Consider the following 21,362-nt stretch of genomic DNA (forward strand, 5'->3'; position numbering starts at 1 on the left):
AACACGTTACGATGATAAAAAAAGTGCCAGAACGACGTCGCACCCAGGCGGAAAGACGCGAGGAAACGCGTTCGCGGATATTGGACGCAGCCGTCAGCGAGTTGATGAACAAGGGCTACGCCGGGTTCCGGGTCGACCAGGTTGCAGCCACTGCCAGGGTATCGCGCGGCGCCCAGACCCATCATTTCCCGACCAAGGAATCGCTCGTTCTGGCGGCGCTTCAGCGGCTTTACCAGGCGTCGACCGAGGCCAGCATGACGCTCATCGAGGGCCTGGAGTCGGGCGACGATGTGCTGGATGCGCTGATGCGGGACTCGGCCAGTTTCTACCTGGGACCGAATTTCATCATTGCGGTGTCGATGCTCAATCTTGGCGATCACGAACCCGGGCTGAGGCAGAAGGTTCGGGCGATCTCGCGCAAGCACCGGTTGCCGGTCGAGAAGGCCTGGCTGCAGGCGCTGTTGGACTCTGGCCTGGCCGAAGAGCCGGCAAAAACGGTGCTGAACATCACCCAGAGCATCTACCGCGGGATGGTGATGCGCAAGTTCTTGCGCAACGATCCCGAGTACACACGCTTTACCACGGAGCAGTGGTCGAAGATTGCCCGTGCATACATGAACCTGAACGCTCCGTCACGGTAGCCAGTGGGCGCATCAGCGCGCGCCCTGCTTCAGGCTACGCTCCTCTCATTCGACGCCACCCCTGCGGAGTCCGCCGGGGTGGCGTTGTCGTATCTGCATCTTTTCAAGGACAAATCCATGAGTCTCTGGCTTGATCTGCTCGGCGCAGAAATCCGTTATGTCGACACCAAGAACTTTGGCACGATCCGCATTGCCGAGGCCGGGAAAGGCAATCCCGAAACGCTCATCCTCCAGCATGGCATCAACGGTCATCTGGAAGCTTACGCGAAGAACATCGTGCCACTGTCGAAGGATTTTCATGTCATCGCCTTCGACTACGTGGGTCAGGGTCTGTCCAGCAAGCCGGTGCGGGAATACAACCCGATCATGCTGGCTGAACAGCTTGGCGAACTGATGGACGCGCTTGGCATCGAAAAGGCGCATCTCTCGGGGGAGTCGCTTGGTGGCTGGGTTTCCGGACACTTTGCGGCCACGAACCCCCACCGTGTCCTGCGCCTCATGCTGAACACGGCCGGCGGCATCCCCATTGTGACGGAGAAGGGCAAGCAGGACCTGGAGACATTTATCGGACTGAACAGGCGCAACATCGACAACACGCCGACCTACGAGTCGGTGCAGGCGCGCATGCACTGGCTGATGCATCCCAGCAATCGCCACCTTGTGGACGGCGAGCTGGTCGATCTGCGCCTGCGCATCTATCTGCGCCCGGAAAGCCGTGCGGTTCTGCCGAAGCTCAACGAAATTCTCGCGCACCACGACGAGTACCTGATTCCGCTGGAGAAACTGCCGGAAGGGACGCTTTTTCTGTGGACGCACGACAACCCGATTCACGATACCGAATCGGTGAAAGCGGCACAGGCAAAAGTTCCGGGCAGCATCCTGTACTTCATGAAGGGCAACGCAGCCCACTGGCCCCAGTATGAAGCGATCGATGAGTTCAATGACGTTGCATTGAAATTCTTCAGGACCGGTACGGTCGGGTAAGGAGCCGGACATGAGCGTAGAGAACGAAATCGCCGAGCTGCTGTGGGACGCCCAGCAGCGCAAGGAGCCCTGTGATCCTGTACGGGGGCGCTTTGAGAACAGGAGCGAGCAGGAGCAGGTGGCACTTGCCTATTCGGTTCAGCAGATCAACATCCAGCGCCAGGTGCAGGGTGGCAGGCGGATCGTTGGCCGGAAGATCGGCCTGACGTCTCCTGCTGTCCAGAAGCAGCTTGGGGTCGACCGTCCGGATTTCGGCACGCTGCTGGACGACATGGCGGTCGTTGACGGCGAACCGATTGACACGTCCCGGCTGCTGCAGCCGAAGGTTGAAGCCGAGATCGCGCTCGTACTTGATAAGGACCTCACGTATGAGCGGCACACCGTGGCCGATCTGATCGGCGCCACCGCCTATGCGCTGGCCGCCATCGAGGTGGTCGGCAGCCGCATTGCAGGGTGGAATATCCGTTTCGTGGATACCGTTGCCGACAACGCGTCATCGGGACTGTTCGTTCTTGGCGCACAGCCGGTTGCGCTGTCGAAGCTCGACCTGGCCGGCGTATCGATGCGGATGACGCGCGGCGAGGAGACCGTCTCGCAAGGTGCAGGCGCGGCGTGTCTGGGCAATCCGCTGAACGCGGCGCGCTGGCTTGCCGACACGCTCGTCCAGGTTGGGACGCCAATGCGCGCTGGCGACGTGATTCTGACTGGTGCCCTCGGCCCGATGGTTGCCGTGCAGGCCAGCCAGACCTACGTCGCTCACATTGACGGGTTTGCCCCTGTACGGGCGATTTTCTCCTGATGAGGTAATGCACATGAGTTCCAATGACGAAAAGCACGCGGTTGCCATCATCGGCTCGGGAAACATCGGCACCGACCTGATGGTGAAGATCCTGCGGCACGGAAAACACCTGAAGATGGGCGCATTCGTCGGCATCGATCCTGAATCGGACGGCCTGAAGCGGGCCGAACGCATGGGCGTGCCGACCGTGACAACCGGAATCGATGGCCTGCTGGCTCATCCGGATTTCGGATCCATCCGCTATGTATTCGATGCAACGAGCGCGGGCGCCCATGCCCGGCATGAGCAGTTGCTGCGCCCGCACGGGGTGCGGGTGATTGACCTCACGCCGGCGGCGATCGGTCCTTTTGTCGTTCCGGCAGTCAACATCGACCAGCATCTCGATTCGCCGAACGTCAACATGGTGACCTGCGGCGGACAGGCGACGATTCCGATGGTTGCAGCTGTTTCACGCGTCGTGCCGGTCGAGTATGCCGAGATTGTTGCGTCGATCTCGAGCCGTTCCGCTGGGCCGGGCACGCGTGCAAACATCGACGAGTTCACGGAAACAACATCGAACGCGATCGTACAGGTCGGTGGCGCGAAAGCAGGCAAGGCGATCATCGTTCTCAATCCGGCAGAGCCACCGCTGATCATGCGCGACACGGTCTACTGCTTGGTTCCCGGAGATGCGAGCCAGTCTGCAATCGTCGAGTCGGTCGAGCAGATGGTCGACTCCGTTCGCACCTACGTACCGGGATATCGCCTCAAGCAGGCTGTGCAGTTCGACGAGTTCAAGGGACGCATGCCCCAGGAGCTGGCCACGGTAAGGGCGCCTCGCCTGAAAGTGTCGGTATTCCTCGAGGTTGAGGGCGCGGGGCATTACCTGCCGAGCTATGCGGGGAACCTGGACATCATGACCAGCGCCGCGCTGGCTACGGCCGAGCGCATCGCGGCACGTCAGCCGGTGACGGCTTAAGGAGGGAGTGGACCATGAATGAGAAGAGCAGGAAAATTTATGTCTCGGACGTGACCCTGCGTGATGGCATGCACGCCATCCGGCATCAGTACAGTCTGGCCGATGTCGGGCGTATCGCCCGGGCGCTGGACCAGGCCGGGGTCGACAGTATCGAGGTTGCACACGGCGACGGTCTGCGAGGCTCATCGTTCAACTACGGCTTTGGTGCCCATACGGATCTCGAGTGGATCGCTGCTGTTGCCGAAGTCGTGGAGCAGGCGAAGATCGCGACGCTGCTTTTGCCTGGCATCGGCACGATCCATGACCTCAAGGCTGCCTATGACGCTGGCGCGCGTGTCGTGCGCGTCGCAACGCACTGCACGGAGGCGGATATCTCCAGGCAGCACATCGAATATGCACGCTCTCTCGGGATGGATACCGTTGGCTTCCTGATGATGAGCCACATGACGACACCGGAGAACCTGGCTGTCGAGGCACGGAAGATGGAAAGCTATGGCGCGACCTGCATCTACGTGGTTGACTCGGGCGGAGCGATGAACATGAACGATATCCGGGACCGCTTTCGCGCGTTGAAGGAGGCGCTCGATCCGGCGACGCAGACAGGTATCCACGCACATCACAATCTGAGTCTTGGCGTCGCGAATTCCATCGTCGCTGTGGAAGAAGGCTGCGACCGGGTGGATGCGAGCCTCGCCGGTATGGGCGCGGGAGCGGGCAATGCACCACTGGAAGTGTTCATCGCAGCAGCGGAACGGCTTGGCTGGAATCACGGGACCGACCTTTACGCCTTGATGGATGCCGCAGACGACATCGTGCGACCGCTGCAGGACCGACCGGTGCGGGTCGATCGCGAGACGCTAGCGCTTGGCTATGCCGGCGTGTATTCCAGCTTCCTTCGGCACTCGGAGGTCGCAGCCGACAGGTACGGCCTGAAGGCGGTGGATATTCTCGTCGAGCTGGGTCGCCGCAAGATGGTGGGCGGGCAGGAGGACATGATCGTCGACGTGGCGCTTGACCTGCTGCGCAACCCTGCCTGACATGGTGGTCTGCGGGGCATCGCGATGCGCCGGCCTGGTGATGCGGCAGCCAGGAGGCTATGTTGTGTGTGTATAACAGGGAGGGGCGTGGCGGCTTCAGGACTGAGGTGACGCCTGCCCCTGTCTGGAGCGGTCCATATGGCTCCAGCGTGCCGGGAGGTATTGCGTGTCACCTCGCAGATGTCAGACCGGGGCGCCATACAGGACTCGGCCGCGTCTGGTTGCCGGACTGGTTTTTCACGAAAAGGCGTTCCTTGACGGGGTGAATCCGGCGGATAGGTTAACTGTGAACGCAATTTCAATTTTCGTACAACGAAAGAAAATGAAACTGCAATGCGTCGAGTAAATACCTGTACTCGAGACACTCCGGACAGGGTTTCCGGCGACCCGAGGACGGTGCGAATCTGAGAGGCTGGAAGAAAAACAGATGGCTAAGGAGACAAATGAGGTATCAACGAACAGTTTGTCTCTTTGTGGCCGCGAATGCATACGTGAAGCCGTACGCGCAATCGATGACTAATGGGGCGGAAAGTATCCAAAGAGCAGATCGCGATTTCTGACTATCCTGGTTGTGCGGGTAGTACCGGAATGAAGTGATACCGTCAAATCAATAAAAACAGACACGGCTGTTTTCGTGTAAAGGCCGGATTGCGGTCATGTGGGTGTTTCACCGTCTGGACTGCGGCATCAGGATCTGATTGTCAGCGGATGGCAGGGGCGGGCAGGAGACAACTGGAGGCAACAATGAACGAAATGGCGAAGACGGATGGACCCTGCTCGGGACTCCGTGTGCTGGAACTCGGTTCGATGGTATCGGCACCATTGGCGGGGCATATTCTGGCAGATATGGGGGCGTAGGTTATCAAGATCTAACCTCCTGAAGGCGACCCCATGCGCAAGGTTGGGCCGCTTCACAAGGGAATGGGGCGCTCTTCATGACAGTGAACCGGAACAAGAAGAGCGTCGTACTGGACCTGAAGGCAAACCGTGATCTGGAAGTCGCACAGGAGCTGGCGTTTTTATCGGATGTCCTGATTCACAACATGCGTCCTGGTGTAATGGACCGGCTTGGCCTTGGATACGAGACCCTTCAAATCACCAATCCGAAGTTGATCTATACGTCGATTTCTGGTTTTGGGGAATCGGGATCCTACCCGGTTACTCAAGCAAGGAGTTGAACTGACCACCACGTATACCGGGCTGATATTGCAACCACGTCGGTGTGCCGAAGATCTGGGTCTCTTCTCGCCGGATGGTTAAGGGAGACCCGAAGCGCCGCTGGACGACATGCCTCAGAAAAATCGGAAATCGGCTTGCGGTGTAGATCGGCGGGTTCGGACACAGCGGCATCGTCGATGGCCGGCTTCGTCCGCGGGAACATATTCAGACGAGCAGAATTGGATTGTCGAACCCGCACTCTTGCAGTGCAACTTCCGAGTGGGTGGACTCACACCCAGGGAGCTTCAATCATCGGTTTGCGGCTCGCGGTCTCGCCGAGACTTGTTGAGGCGATGTGCAAAAGGTTGAGAAAACGTCGCTGTGCGCTGGTAGGACGCCAGCTATGGCGCATGGTGGCTCCAATCGTGATGCTGCTTGCCAAGGGCTTTCCGATTTGGGCGAGTAAGCCGCTTCGAATCTGGAGCGCCACCTGGTCAGGCATCGCAAGCGTTAGCATGTCACTGCAGGTGAGTAGCCGGCCGATGATCATAATCGAGCCGCATTCAACAGGCTTTTGTGCTCGTTTTCCAGGAAGCAGACGATCCCATTCTGCGCGCAGTGGCGACGCCTCCGGGGCAATGATCCAAGGATATGAAGCAAGCGTTTGATTGGTCGGATTTCCCTTGGCGACAAGATCATGCTGATGCCCAGCCACGATGACTGGTGCCTCGGTATAAAGTCGTGTGCACTTAAGGTCCGAAACACTTGTCTCGGGCAGTTCGCCAACGATGAGATCGATTTCGCCATCACGTAAAGACTCGACCAAATCCCCCCAACTCCCTTCAACCACGCGAAAGCTGGCGGGAAACTTCTCCGTTACCATCAAAGACATGGCCTCTGGCACGAGGAACGCCCGCGCAAGCGGCGTGGCTCCAACCGAAATCATCGGGTTCAGCGGATCCAGACCGAGTTCAGATAGTGCCGCTTGCAGTTCCTTGATCGCAAGCCAGCAGCAACGCGCAAAACGATGTCCCCAAAAGTTTATGTGTACACCTCGGCCTCGGCGTTCTACGAGCCTGCGACCCAGCGCGTCTTCGAGTTCACGCACGGCACGATGCACCGCAGTCTGCGACAAACCCAGTTCAATCGCAGATGCCGCAAAGCTGCCTGCCTTCGACAACGCGAGGAACGCGCGCAATTGCGTCATCGTCAGGCGTCGCTCCGGCGAAAAATCCGCGCCCGCGATGAGGCGGCAGCCGGCAGTCAAATGGCCGATGCTCGCAGCGGCACGCTCGAGCACGAGCGTGCCCGCCAGCGTAGGAACGATGCCGTCCGGTCGGCGCTCGAACAGCACTTCTCCGAGCTGGCTTTCCAGTTTCAGGATTCCCTGCGTCAGTGCAGGCTGGCTCAGGCTGACCGCCGTCGCAGCGGCGCTGATGCTGCCGTGTTTATGGACCTCTATCAGCCCGTGAATATGTCGCAAATTCAGATGAAAGACGCTCGTCATTTCATCTAGCGCCTGAGCGGCTTTTCTAGGTAGCTGGTCCATGTTTCGATGGCTGCCTGTGGCTGTGAATGTCTATATATACCAGTTGTTGCGGCAAGACTTTCGGCAATTGAATAACTGAAGGATTCTTTGAATCCCGCTCGTTTCCTCCTGAACCTAAGATTGCTTAAAGTGGCGCCGTCGCCCCACAACGAACGGGCGTCAGGAATTGATCAGTAGTTAAAAGACGGAGACAACAATGTTCTTGCGCAACATGTGGTACGTGGCCGCTTTTTCGGCCGACGTGAAGCCAGGCAAGTGCCTCGCGCGGACCTTCCTCAACGAACCGGTCGTGCTGTTTCGCACCGCGTCCGGTAGCCTTGGCGCGTTGATTGATCGTTGCAGTCATCGGGCGATGCCGCTCAGCGAAGGGCACGTGGACGGCGATATCATTCGTTGCCCTTATCACGGTCTGGAATTCAACGCTGCGGGCGTCTGTGCTCATATCCCGGGGCAGGAACGCATTCCCGCGGCAGCCAATGTGCGCTCGTATCCGGTCAGCGAGCGCGACGGACTCATCTGGATCTGGATGGGCGAGCCGGAGAAGGCAGACCTCCGGTCGATCATGAGCAACCCGGAACACCGGGACCCAGGCTGGAGTTGGCGGCCGTACTACATGCACGTCAATTCCAATTGGCAGCTTCTCGTCGACAACATCCTCGACCTGACCCACGTTGCCTATATCCACGCCAATACCATCGGCGGCAATCCCCAGACGCACTTCAACGCCGATATGTCCGTGCAGTTCGACGGCGAGAAAGTGACCCTGCTGCGCAAGATGCCCAACTCGGTGCCGCCGAAGACGTACGTTGCAGCGGGCGGCTTCAAGGGCAATGTCGACCGCTGGCAGATGGTCGAATATCGCCCTTGCGGCGGCAACGTGCTGCGGGTGAATGCCGGCGCCTGCGAGGTCGGCACGGGCGCGTACGAAGGACGCCGGGACAATGGCTTCACTCTGCTGAACGTTCATGGCGTGACCCCTGAAACGGAGACGACGACTCACTACATCTGGACGATCTGCACAGACGCTCCGCGCGAATCGGGTGTGCCCGACATGTTGTTCGATCAGTTCTACGAGACGATCTGCGAGGACGAACGGGCTCTCGAAGCACAGCAGCGTCGGATCAACGACATGCCGGACATGCGCTTCGTCGGGATTGCGAGCGATGGCGCAGTGAGCCGGGCGCGCTTGCTGCTCGAACGCCTGCACGAAAACGAAACCGCCGTGACGTCCTGAACGGTCGTCATGCGTCCGCCTCGTGGCTTCGGAGCGTGCGATGATGAACACTCACGGCAACCCGGAGCCGCACAGGCGCCATTGCATCAGCGTATACGGCGGATCGGCATCGGCATGATGTTCGAACACGCCTTCCACTTCCGAGCCGATCGTCACCGTCTGCAGCGGGTCACCGAGCAGGTTGCCGACCATCCGGACGTGGCCCGCATCCGGCAGTTCGACCAGCACCGCCAGGTACGGGCCATAGCCGGTCAGTACATCGTGTGACGGATGCCAGATGCGCTCCCAGCTATAGATGCGGCCGCGCGAAGCGACTTCGGTCCATGCGGGATTGAATGCATGGCAGCCGTGGCAGATCCATTCGGGGCCGAACTGCCAGGTGCCGCAACGCGCGCATCGTTGCACGAACAGGCGGTTTTCGCGCAACGCCTGCCAGTAGGGGGCAGAGAGTCCGTCCGGTTCGGCGACCGGAACCGGCAGTCCGGCAGGAAGGTAATACGGCGACGTGCTTGCTTCTTTCATCGTGTTGCCTCCGATCCGAGTAGCAGGCTGCTCACCGGCGAGACCATCGGGCCGCCGATCACGAGCGCAACGTCGTTCCGGCGCGCCTGGTTGCACGAGGTGCCGCGCACTTGCCGCACCGCTTCCAGCACCAGCTCGAAACCATGCATGTAGCACTCGGCGAGATTGCCGCCGCTGGTGTTGAGCGGCAGGCGGCCGTCCGGCGCGATCAGGTTGTCGAGCGTGAGGAAGTCGTTCGCGTTTTCGGGCGCGAAGAAGCCGTGCTCGGCCAGCGCCATCACGACGCCCCCCGTGAAATTTTCGTAGCTCTGCACGACGCCGATATCGCCCGGGTCGATGTCGGCCATCCGGAACAGGTCGGGGGCGACCGTACCGAAGTTGGCGCTGGCGTACGCGGGACCGTTGTGCGGAGCTGCCGCGAAGCGATGATCCGAGCCCGCGGCGGCCCCGAGGACGAACGCCGCGTTGTCGCCGAATTCCCGGGCCCGTTCGGCGGGCACCAGAATCAGCGCGGCCGCGCCGTCGTTTTCCATGCAGCAGTCGAACAGATGAAAGGGTTCCGCGATCCAGCGCGACGACTCGTACTTTTCGACATCGAGCGGTTTGCCGTACATCACCGCGCGTGGATTCGACTGCGCGTGATGGTACGACGCCATCGCCACGGCACGCAGCGCTTCCTGGCGAACGCCGTGCTCGTGCATGAAGCGCCGCACGCGCATCGCGAAGCGTTGTGGCGGCGCGAGCACGCCGTACGGCATCAGCCACGCCTTTTCGCCCGAAATCGTATTGATGCCGGTGGTTCGTCCGAAACGGCCGTGCTCGCCCTGGGCGAGCGAGCGGAACACGACCACGCAGTCGGCGAGCCCCGCGACGATCGCCGCCGAGCCGTTGGCGACGGCGGCGCAACAGCCACCGCCACCGCCGCCCCATTGCATCGTGCTCGAACGCAGACGCCGCGTGCCGAGCGCAGCGGCGAGACGCGATGCTTCGCTGCGGTCGTCGCCGTATGAAGCGAAGCCGTCGATGTCGCGCGGATCGATGCCTGCGTCGGCGCAGGCGGCGAGTATGGCTTTCAACGCGAGCTTGAACTCGCTGTCCGGCGACTTGCCGTGACGGTAATACGGCGTTTCACCGATGCCGACGATCGCCACCTGACCTTTGAGCGAACGTGTCATGCGTAGATGTCTCCCATGCAGACGTATGGGCCCCATTCCGCACTGGAAATGGCGGTCCCGGATTCATCGCCCAAGCCTGTAAACATGATGCCTGGTCCCGGCGATAGGTAAGGAGTGTTGGCGACGACATTCATCGCTGCGCGGCGCTCGCACGCCACGCTTCGAGCACCGCGTGTGCCGTGTCGGGAGCTGGTGGAGCGGCTTCGCCGGCGGGTGTGCGGCTCAGGCGCGGCGCAGCGGCGGGGCGCACGAAACCGCGATCGGCGACGTAGGTTTGCCGCGCATTGATGTGCTCGTTTTCGACGGTTTCCTGCAGGCTGAGCACCGGACTCACGCACGCGTCGGAATGACGGAAGTGCCCGGTCCACGCGTCGCGGGTCCGCGTTGCGAAAGAGGCGGCGAGCGCTGCCCGTATCGCGGGCCACGCGGCTCTGTCGCTGCGCGGCGGCAGGCTTTCGGCGGGAATTTCCAGTCCCGCGAGGAGCGCCTGCCAGAACGGTTCTTCCAGTGCGCCGACTGCAACGTAGCGGTCGTCGGCGGTCCGATAGGTGGCATACCACGGCGCGCCACCGTCGAGCATGTGCGTGCCGCGCGGGCCGTTCCATTCGCCTTGCGCGAGCAGTCGGCAGAACAGCGACATCAGCATCGCGCTGCCGTCCACCATCGCCGCGTCGATCACCTGTCCGTGGCCGCTGGTGCGCGCTTCCCACAACGCACACAGCGTACCGAACGCGAGAAACATCGCGCCGCCGCCGTAATCGCCGACGAGATTCAGCGGCGGCACTGGCGCGCCGTCGGCAGTACCGATTGCGTCGAGCACGCCGGTCAGCGCGATGTAGTTGATGTCGTGGCCCGCGGTTGGTGCGAGTGGACCAGTTTGGCCCCAACCCGTCATGCGGCCGTACACGAGGCGCGGATTGCGCGCGGCGCACACGTTCGGTCCGAGCCCGAGGTTTTCCATCACGCCGGGGCGGCTACCTTCAAGCAGCACGTCCGCGTGCGCGATCAGATCGAGCGCAGCGTCGCGATCGTGCGGCTGTTTCAGGTCGAGCGGAACGAGCCGTCGGCCGCGCTGCATGAAATTGCCGGTATCGATCGCAGCACGCGGCCGCGTGATCTGTACTACGTCCGCGCCCATGTCGGCGAGCAGCATTGCGCAGAACGGTACCGGGCCGAGCGCGCCGAATTCGATCACGCGCACGCCGGACAACGGGCCTGGTTGCATGTCTGCGCCCATCGTTACACGCGGCCGGCCATGCGGCGACCGGCAAAGAACACGCAGACAGACGACAGCACGAAGAACACAGCGACGACGATCATGCCGGCGGCGAGGTTGTGCGTCTGCTGCTGCAGGCGACCGACCATAATCGGTACGATCCAGCCGCCGAAGATGGCGCCGAACGAGCTGATGATTGCGATCACGGCGGGCTTCGCGTTCGCCGGAAGATAGGTTTGCGGGATCGACCAGAACACCGCCAGCGACGCATAAACACCGATGTTGGCAAGCATGAAGCCGACCAACGCGACGGCCAGCGTGGTGGAGAGCGCGACGGTCGTATAGCCGGCCGCGGCGATCAGCATGCAGGCGACCGTATGGAGCACGCGTTCCTTGCGGCGATCGGAGCGTCGCGACAGCAGCGTCATGCCGACGATGCCTGCGAGCGGTGGTACCATCGACACAAAGCCGATGGTACGCAGCGGCACGCCGGCGTGATGCAGGATCTGCGGCAACCATGCGCCGACTGTCGCATTGCCGGAAAAGATGCCAACATAGCCGAGCGTGAGCACCCACATTTCCGGCCGGCGCATCAGCGCCATCACACCCGTCGGTACGCCGTGCGCGGGCGCTACGTTGTCCTTCTCCAACTGCTTTTCGAGCCAGAGCTTCTCGCCAGACGAGAGCCAGCCGGCCTGATGCGGACGGTCGGTCAGATAGAACGCGCCGAAAACGCCCAGGGTGACCGCAGGCAGCCCTTCGAGCACGAACAGCCATTTCCATCCCGGCACGCCCCACGTGCCGTCCAGTTGCATGATTGCGCCGGATACGAGCGACGCGAGGACATAGGCGGCCGGAATCGAGTACGAAAACATCGCGTTATAGCGCGCCCGGTACTGCTGCGGAATCCAGTAGCTGAGGAACAGGAAGACGCCCGGCGTGAGCCCCGCTTCGGCGATCCCGAGCAGCGCTCGCATCGTGAAGAAGCTATAGGGGCCTCTGACGAACGCCATCGACATCGTAACGATGCCGAACATGATCGCGATCCGCGTGAGCGTGACGCGAGCGCCGTATTTGGCCAGTATCAGATTGCTGGGCACCTCGAACAGCGCGTAGCCGAGAAACAGAATGCCGACGCCGATGCCGTACATCTGTGGCGTTAGGCCCAGTTCCTTGTTCATCGAAAACGACGCGAAGCTCAGATTGCCGCGGTCCAGCACCGACACCACGTAGAGCGCGATCAGATACCACATCAAACGCCGCCCGATCCGCGATACGACCCGCACGCCGTCGACGTGGGTCTCTCCCGATATGACGGGCGGCGACCCGGAAGTGACGGCTGGGGATGGGGGCGACGCGCTCATGCTGATCTCCTTTTTTGTGTGTCCACATTGGATGGACCAATTTGGTGGGTCAATATATTGGAAATGGACAGATTGTTACAGTCCGGGAAACCCCTGGTTTCGCCGGTTTCACGACGGTACACATATGGGATTCCACGAAATATGGCAAAAAATGCGAAGAAAATGGGGAATTTTGGCGATATATTTGTTGCTAAGTCGAGAAGAAAGAGATCTTCATTCATGCAGGGAACATCCTTCCGAGACTGAAGACCCGGTTGACGGTCCTGTCGATGGCTCTATAATTGGCCCTACCAATTTCAACGAGATACTGGACCCGACATGCTTTCCCATCAAGACAACGAAATCCTTGTACGCGTTGGCCCCGGCACGCCGACCGGGCAGTTCATGCGCCTTTTCTGGTTGCCGTTCCTGCCGTCGTCGGATCTCTCGGTCGACGGGCAGCCGCAACGCGTGCGTCTGCTCGGCGAAGACCTGCTCGCGTTTCGCGACTCGGAAGGCCGCGTCGGTCTGGTCGACCATGCGTGCCCGCATCGAGGTGCGCCGCTTGTATTCGGTCGCAATGAAAATAGCGGCTTGCGCTGCGTCTATCACGGCTGGCAGTTCGGCGTGGACGGCCGCGTGATCGAAACGCCGGCCGAGCCGATCGAGAGCCGGCTGAAAGAGAAAGTGCGCATCAAGAGCTATCCGTGCCGCGAGCGCAACGGGATCGTGTGGACCTACATGGGCGATGCGTCCGCGGACGGACTGCCGCCGCTGCCGAATCTCGAATGGAACATGGTGCCGGTGGAAAACGTGCACTTCAGCTTCCGCGTGCAGGAGTGCAACTGGCTGCAGGCTGTGGAAGGCGAGATCGATTCGGCGCACGCACCGATCCTGCATGGACGCATCGATTCGCAGGGGGCGATCAACGAATGGACCGCGAAGCGCGACCTGCGGCCCGTGTTCGAATGTCAGCGGCAGGATTTCGGCATCAGCATCGCTTCGCGGCGCGTGCTTGATGAAGAGCATCACTACTGGCGCGTCAACCAGTTCCTGTTCCCGTTCTACACACTGGTGCCGCCGCAGTCGAAGTATCCGGAGCTGAGCGGTCACGCATGGGTGCCGATCGACGACGAGAACACGTTGTGCTTGATGTTCTCTTATACGCCGGCTACCCCGCTGTACGAGAAGACGAGACAACTGTTCGAACAGGGGCATCAGGGCCGCGAGACGGGCCACGCGAGCGTGAACGCGTACGAGCCGCGCCCGGTGACGAATCCGTACGCGAAGTACTGGACCCGATACAACCTCGAATCGGCGTTCCAGTTCGATTACGACGCGCAAACGAAGACGTGGTTCTCCGGACTGCCGGGGCTGTGGGTGCAGGATGCCGCCTGCCAGTCGGGCGTCGCGCCGATCTACGACCGCAGCAAGGAGAACCTCGGCATCAGCGACACGGGCGTCGCGATGACGCGCCGCCTGCTACTCGAAAACGTGCGCAAACTCGCGGCCGAGCGCGTGTCGACGGTGCAGGTCGACGAGCCGGATCTGTGGATGGTCCGCGCGGTGTCGCTAACGCTGCAGGCCGGCGCGTCGTGGCAGAACGACGGCGCTGTCCACATGCGTGCGCGCCTCGGCGCGGACTTCGGCTACAAGCCCTGACCCTCCTTCGCCTGCTAATTCGAGTCAACATGTCCCAGCATTCCCCTGAACGCATCGACGTCCACCTCACGCAAATCCGCCTTGAAGCGGACGACGTGGCTTCCTACGAGTTCCGGCCGGTGGCCGGCGGCCCGGCGTTGCCTGTCTTTGAGGCTGGCGCGCACATCGACCTTTACCTGCCGGAAAACCGCGTGCGCAGCTATTCGCTCGTCAACGATCCGCAGGAACGGCACCGCTACGTGGTCGCCGTGCAGCGCGAGGCCGCCGGCCGCGGCGGCTCCGCGTGGATGCATCGCGTGCCGCGGGTCGGCGAGCGCTTCACGATCAGCGCACCGAAGAACGATTTTCCGTTGTGCGAGAGCGCACGCGAATCCCTATTCATCTGCGGCGGGATCGGCATAACGCCGGTCGTCGCGATGATCCGGCGGCTAGAGCGCATCGGCGCGTCGTGGCGTTTGCATTACGCAGTGCGGGAGTGTTCCCGTGCAGCCTATGCGGATGATCTCGCGCAGCTCGACAACGCGGATTCGCGAGTCGAAATGTACTTCCAGAACGAAGACCGACGGCCGGACGTGCGCGGCATCGTCGATAGGGCGCCCGCCGGCACGCATCTGTATTGCTGCGGTCCGCGCGGCATGGTGGACGATTTCATCGCCGCGTGCGCGGGACGTCCGCAGGACGAAGTGCATTTCGAGCGTTTCGCCGCCGCGAACGACGCGGCGAGCGAAGGTGGCTTCGAAGTCGTATTGCACCGCGATGGCCGGCGTATTGCCGTTGCGCCCGGAAAGACCATTCTGGACACTTTGCTCGATCACGGTGTCGACGTGCAGTACGCGTGTTCGTCGGGCGTGTGCGGAACCTGCCGCGTCGGCGTGATCGACGGCGTGCCCGATCATCGCGACGACTTCCTGAGCGCCGACGAGAAGGCCGGCAACGGCGCGATCATGGTGTGCTGCTCGGGCTCGCTTTCGCCGACGCTGGTGCTCGATCTCTGAGCACGCGCCGCGCACGCAAACGAATACGAACTCACCGGCAGGCGCCGCCGCGCGCCGCCTCGACAAGGAGACAAGATGCTGTCGAATCTGGTCAGTGAATTTCCGCAACACGAGCCGCGCCCGGCGAATGCGCCGAGGGCGCTCGAAGGTATCCGCGTGGTGGACTTCACGCATTTCATCGCCGGCCCGTTTGCGACGATGATGCTGGCCGACATGGGGGCCGAGGTCATCAAGATCGAAGCGCCCGGCCGCGGCGACGAGTTCCGCTACTATCCTCCCGCGCATCCGCAGGATGAGAGCATCGGCGCGCCGTACCTCTGGGCGAATCGCAACAAGCGCAGCATTGCGCTCGATCTGAAGCACGAAGACGGTCGCCGCATCGCGCGCGAACTGATCGCGACCGCAGACGTCGTCGCCGAGAATTTCTCGACCGGCGTGATGGAACGTCTCGGCCTCGGCTACGAAGCATGCCGCGAGTCGAACCCGGAGCTGATCTATTGTTCGGTGTCTGCGTATGGCCGCGAAGGCGCGTTTGCCGATCGGCTTGGTTTTGATCCGGTCGCGCAGGCGGAAAGCGGCTTCGTGTCGATGAACGGTTACCCGGACCGTCTCGGCGTGCGGGCGCTGTCGCCGGTCATGGATATCAGCACCGCGATGATGGCCTCGAACGCGATCCTCGGCGCACTGGTCGCGCGCGAGCGCAGCGGCAAGGGGCAGGCCGTCGAGGTGTCGCTGTTCGACAATGCCGTGCTGATGACTGGCTATGCGACCGTCCAGCATCTGTTCACCGGTGACGAGCCGCAGCGCCACGGCAATACGAGTCCCGACACGTGCCCTTCCGGCGTGTTCAAGGCGTCGGACGGCGCGTTCTACATCAATTGCGGCAACAACAAGATCTTCCATCGTCTCGCGAGTCAGGTGCTGGAAATGCCGGAACTGGCAGCCGACCCGGTGCTGGCGGACCGCAATGGCCGGATCGCGCGGCGCGACGAACTGTTCCGGATTCTGGACGAGGCGTTCATCCGCCATCCGTGGGCCTACTGGCAGCAGCGGATGCGGGCGGCGTCGATTCCGTGCGGCGAAGTGCGCTCGGTCGGCGAAGCTCTGCGTTCGGCCGAAGCGCGCGAGCGAAAGCTCGTAAGCCGGCTCGAACATCCCGATCTGGGCTGGTTGCCAAACATCAGCCTGCCGTTCCGCTTCAGCGAGACGCCGATGGAAGATCCGTCGCCGGCGCCGCGCATCGGCGAGCATAGCCGCGACATTCTCACCCACGTACTCGGCTACGAGGACGACAGCGCGAGCGCGTTGCTCGACAGCGGCGTGGTTTACAGCAGCGTCGAAAAGGCGCGCGCGGGATGACGGCGGCCTCGGCGGGCGGGGAGGCGGCGCGGGCTCGCAACGAGGCCGGCCGCCGCGTCGCTGGACGGCCAGAGCGGTGGGGGCAATCTGTATAATCTGTGGATCCCGTTTTTATGATTTTTCTTCAGTGATATGGAACTGATGTCCCCCGTTGTCCGCGAATCGACTTCACGCTCTGAACTCGTCGGGAAGATGCTGGCGTTTTTCAAGGAACGTGGCTACGAAAGCGGCGAGCGTTTGCCGTCCGAGCGCGCGCTCGCCGAGCGTTTCGGCGTGGGGCGCAACGCACTGCGGGAAGCGCTCTCTACGCTCAGCGCCCTTCGCGTGATCGAATCGCGGCCGAATTCGGGCATCTATCTTCGCCGCATGTCGACAGACAGCAGCTTCGAGACGATCGTGCTGCTGACCGAGATGGGCTCCGAGCCGTCGATGAAGGAGGTGAAGGAGACCCTCGAAGTGCGCTGGGCACTCGAAATCCGTGGCGTGCAACTGGCATGCGAGCGCCGCACGGAAGCGGATCTCGACAGTCTCGCATCGGTGATCGACGCGACTCGGGCAGTCCTGTCGAACAAGGGCAACATTGCGGCTCAAGACACAGCGTTCCACATGGCGCTTGCACGTTGCGCGCATAACGAGATGCTCGTGCGGCTACTCAACTCGTTCTACCGCATTTCCGAAAGCCGGCGTTTTGCGCTGTTCGCCGATTCCGGTCGTGGCACGATTTCGGCCGCTCAGCACGAGAGCCTTTACGAAGCAGTGAAGAAGCGCGACGTGAAGAAGGCGACTGCGTTGATGGAGACGCACTTCGCCAGTGCGGTCGAATCGTGGAGCGAGATCCTCGGCGAGGAAGCGCCCGTGGAAACCAAACCGGCGCGCAAGAAGAAATAGCGCGACGGCGCCAATGTGAAAGGGTGGATTCCCTGAAACGAGAATCCACCCCTTTGTTTTTGCGTGCGCGGATCAGAAGGTGTGCAGGATGCCGAGGCGCACGAGTGCCTGATGGTCGGTGGCCGACGGCGTGAGTTGCGTGATCGACGCGACGGCCGATTGGCCAAGTGAATCGGTCCCACTGGCTTTCTGGTAGATTGCAAGCGCGTACAACTGGGTGCGCTTCGAAAGGTAGTACGCCGCCGAGAGCGTGCCTTGATGATAGTTCGCGCTGCCGAACTCGCCGACGCTTCCCTTGTGCGTGTAGCTATACGCTGCGTTGACGTTGAAGGCAGGCGTGAACGTGTAGCTCACATTGAGCGCACCATTGTTGAGCGCGGCAGTGCCGGCGTAGTGTAGCGGGTTGGGGCCCGCGCTGGTATTACCAAGGCCGCCGAAGCCGGCGTGCGACCATGTCGCGCCTACGCTCACTGGGCCGAAGTGGTATTTCATGCCTGCAACTATCAACTGGAGCGTCGTGGCCGATGCAAATCCCGCGTAGACGGGGTTGGACTGCGCGGTAGTATCAGATCCGAACGAGCCAAGATTGTTCGTACTGCTATTGCCGGAGTTGCCGTTCGTGCCGAAGTACGACAGGTTCGGATCCCGTGCATTTAGATAACCCGCTCCGGCGGCGAATGGACCGTTCGCGTAGGTAGCGGCGAGCGCCCACACCTGGTTGCGACCCGTCGCGCCAGGCACTCCACCCAGCGAGTATAGGGCGCCCAACGTCACGCCCGAGAACGACGTGCTCTTGAACTTGATGGTGTTGTTCAGGCGTATCGAGTGGCCCAGGTCGTCGAAATCGTCAGGATTTGCGCCCATGTGGCCGGGAATCTCGCCGGCTTCTGACAGCGGGGCCAGCATGTCGCTAACGATGCTGTACTGACGGCCCAGCGTGACCTGCCCGGCCTGGTTCGCCAGGCCGACGAAAGCCTGGCGGCCGAACAGCAGCCCACCTTGCGCCAACCCGCCCGTATTGATGTTGAAGCCGTTTTCCAGCGTGAAGATCGCGCGAAGGCCGCTACCCAGATCTTCGTTGCCCTTCAGCCCCCATCGGCTCCCGCCGATGCCGGTCGCCCCGTCGGACATCGCGATCTGCCGCTTGCCGACGAGAGCTCCGTCGACGCGGCCCGTCTGCACGTTGCTCACATAGTTGAGGCCCTGGTCGATCAGGCCGTACAGCGTGACCGAACTCTGTGCATGTACGGCCGAAGCGGCCGTGCTGGCAACGGCGATAGCCAGCAGGGTGGGTTTCTTCATTGGGGTCTCCGAATTTCCGAATCGATTTCTTCTGCGCGTTGTAGACGCATGATGGAAGGACCAAACTGGTCAGTCAAAGTGGACCACAATAAGTGGTGGGGCCAATCGTAATGACAGGGGACCGACGGTGTCATCCTGGGATAACTCCCTAAGCGCGCAGAACGCGGGTCGTGCCGCATGGTTTCGGCGCTCCGTTTCGTTTCGTTTCGCGAATACCCACGCTGCTTTTTCAATAGCTGAAGCGAAAAAGCTGCTCGTAGAATGGCCGCATTCACAAGGGGCAGCGAGAACGGTGCGCTGTTCTCGTGGCATAACGACAGACAACGGAATATCGATCCATGAGCAAAAACGACCTGGCGGATCTGCTGCGTGTAGGCCCGGAAACCACGATGGGTAAATTCATGCGGCAGTACTGGCTTCCCGCAGTGCTGTCGCATGAGGTGAAAGCGGACGGCGATCCCGTTCGGCTGATGTTGCTGGGCGAGAAACTCATCGCTTTTCGCGACAGCTCCGGGCGCGTGGGCGTGCTCGACCATCGCTGTCCGCATCGCTGCGCATCGCTGTTCGTCGGGCGCAACGAAGAAAACGGAATCCGATGCGTGTATCACGGTTGGAAATTCGACGTCGATGGCAATTGCGTAGACATGCCAAGCGTTCCGGCTCGCCTCGACTTCAAGGAGAAGGTTCATGCGCGCGCCTATAAGGCCGTCGAGCGCAACGGGCTGATCTGGGTCTACATGGGCGAGAACCAGAACAATCCGCCGCCGCTTCCGGCGATCGAGGCGAACATGATTCCGGGCAGCAAGATTTGGTGCCTGCAGCGGCAGTGCAACTGGCTGCAGGCGCTCGAAGGCGACATCGATACGAGCCACGTCGGCTTCCTGCATGTCGGCGCGCTGCAACCGGAGGATCTGCCGGAGGGATCGCCGCTGCGCCCGACGGTTTTGAACCGCGCGCCGGAATATCGCGTGCAGAACGCGGAATGGGGTGCGACGTACGGCGCTTATCGTCTGGCCGAAGACGGCCGCATGTCGTGGCGCGCGGCGCAGTTCATGTTCCCGTTCTGGACCATGACACCCAACATCCTGTTCTCGACGCGCGCGATCGCGCGCGCGTGGGTGCCGATGGACGATACGCACGTGATGCTGTTCGACATCACCGGCGGCGTCGACGAGGGTAATCCGTTCTTCACGACGAAACTGAAGAACGGCGAGCCGATGTACGAAAAGATCCGGCGCAAGCCGAACGGTACCGGATGGTACGACCGTTGGCTGCCCGTCGACGGGCTGCAAAACGACTGGGGAATCGATCGGGAAGCGCAGCGCAACATGATCCACTACACGGGTATCGACAATCCGTCGATGCAGGACCAGGCGATCACCGAGAGCATGGGTCCGATTACCGATCACAGCTTCGAGCATCTCGCGCCGACCGACCAGATGATCGCTTTTGTCCGCAGACGGCTCACGCAGGCGCTGCGTAATTTCCGCGACGATTCCGCTCCCGCGCCGTGCGCTTTTTCTCCGGAGACCTATTTCGGCGCGCGCTCGGGCGCGTTCTGGGCGGACCCGGTGGTCGAGTTTTCGACCGCCTATCGGGTGGAACTCGAAAAGGCGCAGCGCTGGCCTGCGAACCCGGACGGTAGCGCCGTCGAACGGGAACCCGAGGTCGCGAGATAAGGCACGCAAGCCCGCGCCGCCGCCGCGCGGTGCTGCCAATCGAAAGTATTCCTGACTGAGAGGCAACATGACTGAAGCTGAACAATATACGGGCAAGCCGGCCTTCGAAGGGCGGGTCGCATTGGTGACCGGAGCGGGCCGCGGCATTGGCGCCGCCATCGCGCGCGAACTGCATGTGGGTGGGGCGCGGGTGGCCGTCACGGATCTGGATGTCGCGAGCGCCGAAGCGGTAGCCAAAGCACTCGATACGCACGGCGAGACGGCTTTTGCATTCGCCCTCGACGTGCGTGAAAAGCGCGATTTCGGTCATGCGCTGGACGCCGTGCTGGGGCGATGGGGCAAGCTGGATATCGTCGTGAACAACGCGGGTTACGCGAAACGGACCCCGCTCGACGAGATCACGCCGGAGGAATTCGACGAAATCGTGAACATTAATATGCGTAGCGTTTTCCTGAGCTGCCAGACGTTTTCGAAGCACATGAAGTCGGCAGGCTATGGGCGGATCGTGAACGTGACGTCGCTCGCTTCGCATAACGGCGGCACGGTCGCGTCTGCGCACTATTCCGCAGCAAAAGGCGGTGCGATGACGCTGACGCGTTACTTCGCGCGGCAACTGGCGGGCACGGGCGTCACAGTTAACGCGGTTTCTCCAGGGCCGGTGTCGAGCGCGAAGGAACGTCTTGCGCATCTGCGCGACGAGATCAGCAAGCAGGTTCCGGTTGGGCGATTCGCGGAGCCGGAAGAGATCGCGGCGGCCGTTGCGCTTCTCGCTTCGGAGCGGGCCGGTTTCATGGTGGGCGCGACGATCGATGTGAACGGCGGCCTGTATATGCGGTAGGCGGCATAGCGGTGCAGGCGGCG

The 21,362-nt window shown here is 61.8% G+C and carries 18 protein-coding genes and 1 pseudogene; 13 read left to right on the forward strand and 6 right to left on the reverse strand.

Annotation, left to right across the window (positions count from 1 at the left end):
* The first annotated feature begins 80 nt into the window (after positions 1-80).
* From BXE_RS04375 to BXE_RS04400, 6 genes and pseudogenes are all read left to right on the forward strand, one after another.
* Positions 81-641 carry a TetR/AcrR family transcriptional regulator gene (locus tag BXE_RS04375; protein WP_193352961.1) on the forward strand — a complete coding sequence of 187 codons (561 nt, stop codon included), beginning with the start codon at positions 81-83 and terminating at the stop codon, positions 639-641.
* Between the two features lie 117 nt (positions 642-758).
* Entirely contained in the window at positions 759-1,625 is an 867-nt protein-coding gene (locus BXE_RS04380; protein WP_038458245.1) for an alpha/beta fold hydrolase, read from the forward strand.
* Positions 1,626-1,635: 10 nt separating this feature from the next.
* Positions 1,636-2,424, forward strand: a complete 789-nt coding sequence (locus BXE_RS04385; RefSeq protein ID WP_011487208.1) for a 2-keto-4-pentenoate hydratase — start codon at positions 1,636-1,638, stop codon at positions 2,422-2,424.
* Positions 2,425-2,437: 13 nt separating this feature from the next.
* Positions 2,438-3,382 (forward strand): acetaldehyde dehydrogenase (acetylating), encoded by a 945-nt coding sequence (locus BXE_RS04390; RefSeq protein WP_011487209.1) that lies wholly within the window; start codon positions 2,438-2,440, stop codon positions 3,380-3,382.
* A 14-nt stretch (positions 3,383-3,396) separates the two neighbouring features.
* On the forward strand, positions 3,397-4,419 hold the full coding sequence (gene dmpG / locus BXE_RS04395; protein ID WP_011487210.1) for a 4-hydroxy-2-oxovalerate aldolase: 1,023 nt from the start codon (positions 3,397-3,399) through the stop codon (positions 4,417-4,419).
* A 923-nt stretch (positions 4,420-5,342) separates the two neighbouring features.
* Positions 5,343-5,597 (forward strand): annotated as a pseudogene (locus BXE_RS04400) (CoA transferase); the annotation flags it as partial.
* Between the two features lie 269 nt (positions 5,598-5,866).
* Here BXE_RS04400 and BXE_RS04405 read toward each other — a convergent pair.
* A complete protein-coding gene (locus BXE_RS04405) occupies positions 5,867-7,126 on the reverse strand; it encodes a LysR family transcriptional regulator (protein ID WP_011487212.1) in 1,260 nt (419 codons plus the stop codon).
* Between the two features lie 196 nt (positions 7,127-7,322).
* Between BXE_RS04405 and BXE_RS04410 the strand changes: the two genes are divergently transcribed.
* Positions 7,323-8,360, forward strand: coding sequence for an aromatic ring-hydroxylating dioxygenase subunit alpha (locus BXE_RS04410; RefSeq protein ID WP_011487213.1), 1,038 nt, complete (start codon positions 7,323-7,325; stop codon positions 8,358-8,360).
* A gap of 51 nt (positions 8,361-8,411) precedes the next feature.
* On the opposite strand, the gene BXE_RS04415 is transcribed toward BXE_RS04410, so the two are convergent.
* The 4 genes from BXE_RS04415 to BXE_RS04430 form a co-directional block, all read right to left on the reverse strand.
* Positions 8,412-8,882 (reverse strand): Zn-ribbon domain-containing OB-fold protein, encoded by a 471-nt coding sequence (locus tag BXE_RS04415; RefSeq protein WP_011487214.1) that lies wholly within the window; start codon positions 8,880-8,882, stop codon positions 8,412-8,414.
* Positions 8,879-10,057: a thiolase C-terminal domain-containing protein gene (locus tag BXE_RS04420; RefSeq protein WP_011487215.1), complete on the reverse strand. Its 1,179-nt coding sequence runs from the start codon at positions 10,055-10,057 to the stop codon at positions 8,879-8,881. The genes BXE_RS04415 and BXE_RS04420 overlap by 4 nt, the downstream gene beginning before the upstream one ends.
* A gap of 130 nt (positions 10,058-10,187) precedes the next feature.
* Complete coding sequence (locus BXE_RS04425) at positions 10,188-11,282, reverse strand: CaiB/BaiF CoA transferase family protein (RefSeq protein ID WP_038458239.1); 1,095 nt, start codon at positions 11,280-11,282, stop codon at positions 10,188-10,190.
* 14 nt (positions 11,283-11,296) lie between these two features.
* A complete protein-coding gene (locus tag BXE_RS04430) occupies positions 11,297-12,637 on the reverse strand; it encodes an MFS transporter (RefSeq protein ID WP_011487217.1) in 1,341 nt (446 codons plus the stop codon).
* A 318-nt stretch (positions 12,638-12,955) separates the two neighbouring features.
* Between BXE_RS04430 and BXE_RS04435 the strand changes: the two genes are divergently transcribed.
* The 4 genes from BXE_RS04435 (at position 12,956) to BXE_RS04450 (ending at position 17,520) form a co-directional block, all read left to right on the forward strand.
* Positions 12,956-14,278 (forward strand): Rieske 2Fe-2S domain-containing protein, encoded by a 1,323-nt coding sequence (locus BXE_RS04435; RefSeq protein ID WP_011487218.1) that lies wholly within the window; start codon positions 12,956-12,958, stop codon positions 14,276-14,278.
* Between the two features lie 29 nt (positions 14,279-14,307).
* Positions 14,308-15,273, forward strand: coding sequence for a PDR/VanB family oxidoreductase (locus tag BXE_RS04440; protein WP_011487219.1), 966 nt, complete (start codon positions 14,308-14,310; stop codon positions 15,271-15,273).
* Between the two features lie 75 nt (positions 15,274-15,348).
* Positions 15,349-16,632, forward strand: coding sequence for a CaiB/BaiF CoA transferase family protein (locus BXE_RS04445; RefSeq protein ID WP_011487220.1), 1,284 nt, complete (start codon positions 15,349-15,351; stop codon positions 16,630-16,632).
* 141 nt (positions 16,633-16,773) lie between these two features.
* On the forward strand, positions 16,774-17,520 hold the full coding sequence (locus BXE_RS04450; RefSeq protein ID WP_011487221.1) for a FadR/GntR family transcriptional regulator: 747 nt from the start codon (positions 16,774-16,776) through the stop codon (positions 17,518-17,520).
* 72 nt (positions 17,521-17,592) lie between these two features.
* On the opposite strand, the gene BXE_RS04455 is transcribed toward BXE_RS04450, so the two are convergent.
* Positions 17,593-18,822, reverse strand: coding sequence for a porin (locus BXE_RS04455; RefSeq protein ID WP_011487222.1), 1,230 nt, complete (start codon positions 18,820-18,822; stop codon positions 17,593-17,595).
* 338 nt (positions 18,823-19,160) lie between these two features.
* Between BXE_RS04455 and BXE_RS04460 the strand changes: the two genes are divergently transcribed.
* Together BXE_RS04460 and BXE_RS04465 are read left to right on the forward strand one after the other, a co-directional pair.
* Positions 19,161-20,501, forward strand: coding sequence for a Rieske 2Fe-2S domain-containing protein (locus tag BXE_RS04460; RefSeq protein ID WP_011487223.1), 1,341 nt, complete (start codon positions 19,161-19,163; stop codon positions 20,499-20,501).
* Positions 20,502-20,568: 67 nt separating this feature from the next.
* Positions 20,569-21,339, forward strand: a complete 771-nt coding sequence (locus tag BXE_RS04465) for an SDR family NAD(P)-dependent oxidoreductase (protein ID WP_011487224.1) — start codon at positions 20,569-20,571, stop codon at positions 21,337-21,339.
* Positions 21,340-21,362 lie beyond the last annotated feature (23 nt).

Origin of the sequence: Paraburkholderia xenovorans LB400 (assembly GCF_000013645.1) — a bacterium.
Taxonomy (GTDB): domain Bacteria; phylum Pseudomonadota; class Gammaproteobacteria; order Burkholderiales; family Burkholderiaceae; genus Paraburkholderia; species Paraburkholderia xenovorans.

What these genes read in the sequence shown, in the direction of transcription:
- BXE_RS04380 (WP_038458245.1), top strand. Translation starts at nt 759, where the DNA reads ATGAGTCTCTGGCTTGATCTGCTCGGCGCAGAAATCCGTTATGTCGAC.
- BXE_RS04385 (WP_011487208.1), top strand. Translation starts at nt 1,636, where the DNA reads ATGAGCGTAGAGAACGAAATCGCCGAGCTGCTGTGGGACGCCCAGCAG.
- BXE_RS04390 (WP_011487209.1), top strand. Translation starts at nt 2,438, where the DNA reads ATGAGTTCCAATGACGAAAAGCACGCGGTTGCCATCATCGGCTCGGGA.
- dmpG (WP_011487210.1), top strand. Translation starts at nt 3,397, where the DNA reads ATGAATGAGAAGAGCAGGAAAATTTATGTCTCGGACGTGACCCTGCGT.
- BXE_RS04405 (WP_011487212.1), bottom strand. Translation starts at nt 7,126, where the DNA reads ATGGACCAGCTACCTAGAAAAGCCGCTCAGGCGCTAGATGAAATGACG.
- BXE_RS04410 (WP_011487213.1), top strand. Translation starts at nt 7,323, where the DNA reads ATGTTCTTGCGCAACATGTGGTACGTGGCCGCTTTTTCGGCCGACGTG.
- BXE_RS04415 (WP_011487214.1), bottom strand. Translation starts at nt 8,882, where the DNA reads ATGAAAGAAGCAAGCACGTCGCCGTATTACCTTCCTGCCGGACTGCCG.
- BXE_RS04420 (WP_011487215.1), bottom strand. Translation starts at nt 10,057, where the DNA reads ATGACACGTTCGCTCAAAGGTCAGGTGGCGATCGTCGGCATCGGTGAA.
- BXE_RS04425 (WP_038458239.1), bottom strand. Translation starts at nt 11,282, where the DNA reads ATGCAACCAGGCCCGTTGTCCGGCGTGCGCGTGATCGAATTCGGCGCG.
- BXE_RS04430 (WP_011487217.1), bottom strand. Translation starts at nt 12,637, where the DNA reads ATGAGCGCGTCGCCCCCATCCCCAGCCGTCACTTCCGGGTCGCCGCCC.
- BXE_RS04435 (WP_011487218.1), top strand. Translation starts at nt 12,956, where the DNA reads ATGCTTTCCCATCAAGACAACGAAATCCTTGTACGCGTTGGCCCCGGC.
- BXE_RS04440 (WP_011487219.1), top strand. Translation starts at nt 14,308, where the DNA reads ATGTCCCAGCATTCCCCTGAACGCATCGACGTCCACCTCACGCAAATC.
- BXE_RS04445 (WP_011487220.1), top strand. Translation starts at nt 15,349, where the DNA reads ATGCTGTCGAATCTGGTCAGTGAATTTCCGCAACACGAGCCGCGCCCG.
- BXE_RS04450 (WP_011487221.1), top strand. Translation starts at nt 16,774, where the DNA reads ATGTCCCCCGTTGTCCGCGAATCGACTTCACGCTCTGAACTCGTCGGG.
- BXE_RS04455 (WP_011487222.1), bottom strand. Translation starts at nt 18,822, where the DNA reads ATGAAGAAACCCACCCTGCTGGCTATCGCCGTTGCCAGCACGGCCGCT.
- BXE_RS04460 (WP_011487223.1), top strand. Translation starts at nt 19,161, where the DNA reads ATGAGCAAAAACGACCTGGCGGATCTGCTGCGTGTAGGCCCGGAAACC.
- BXE_RS04465 (WP_011487224.1), top strand. Translation starts at nt 20,569, where the DNA reads ATGACTGAAGCTGAACAATATACGGGCAAGCCGGCCTTCGAAGGGCGG.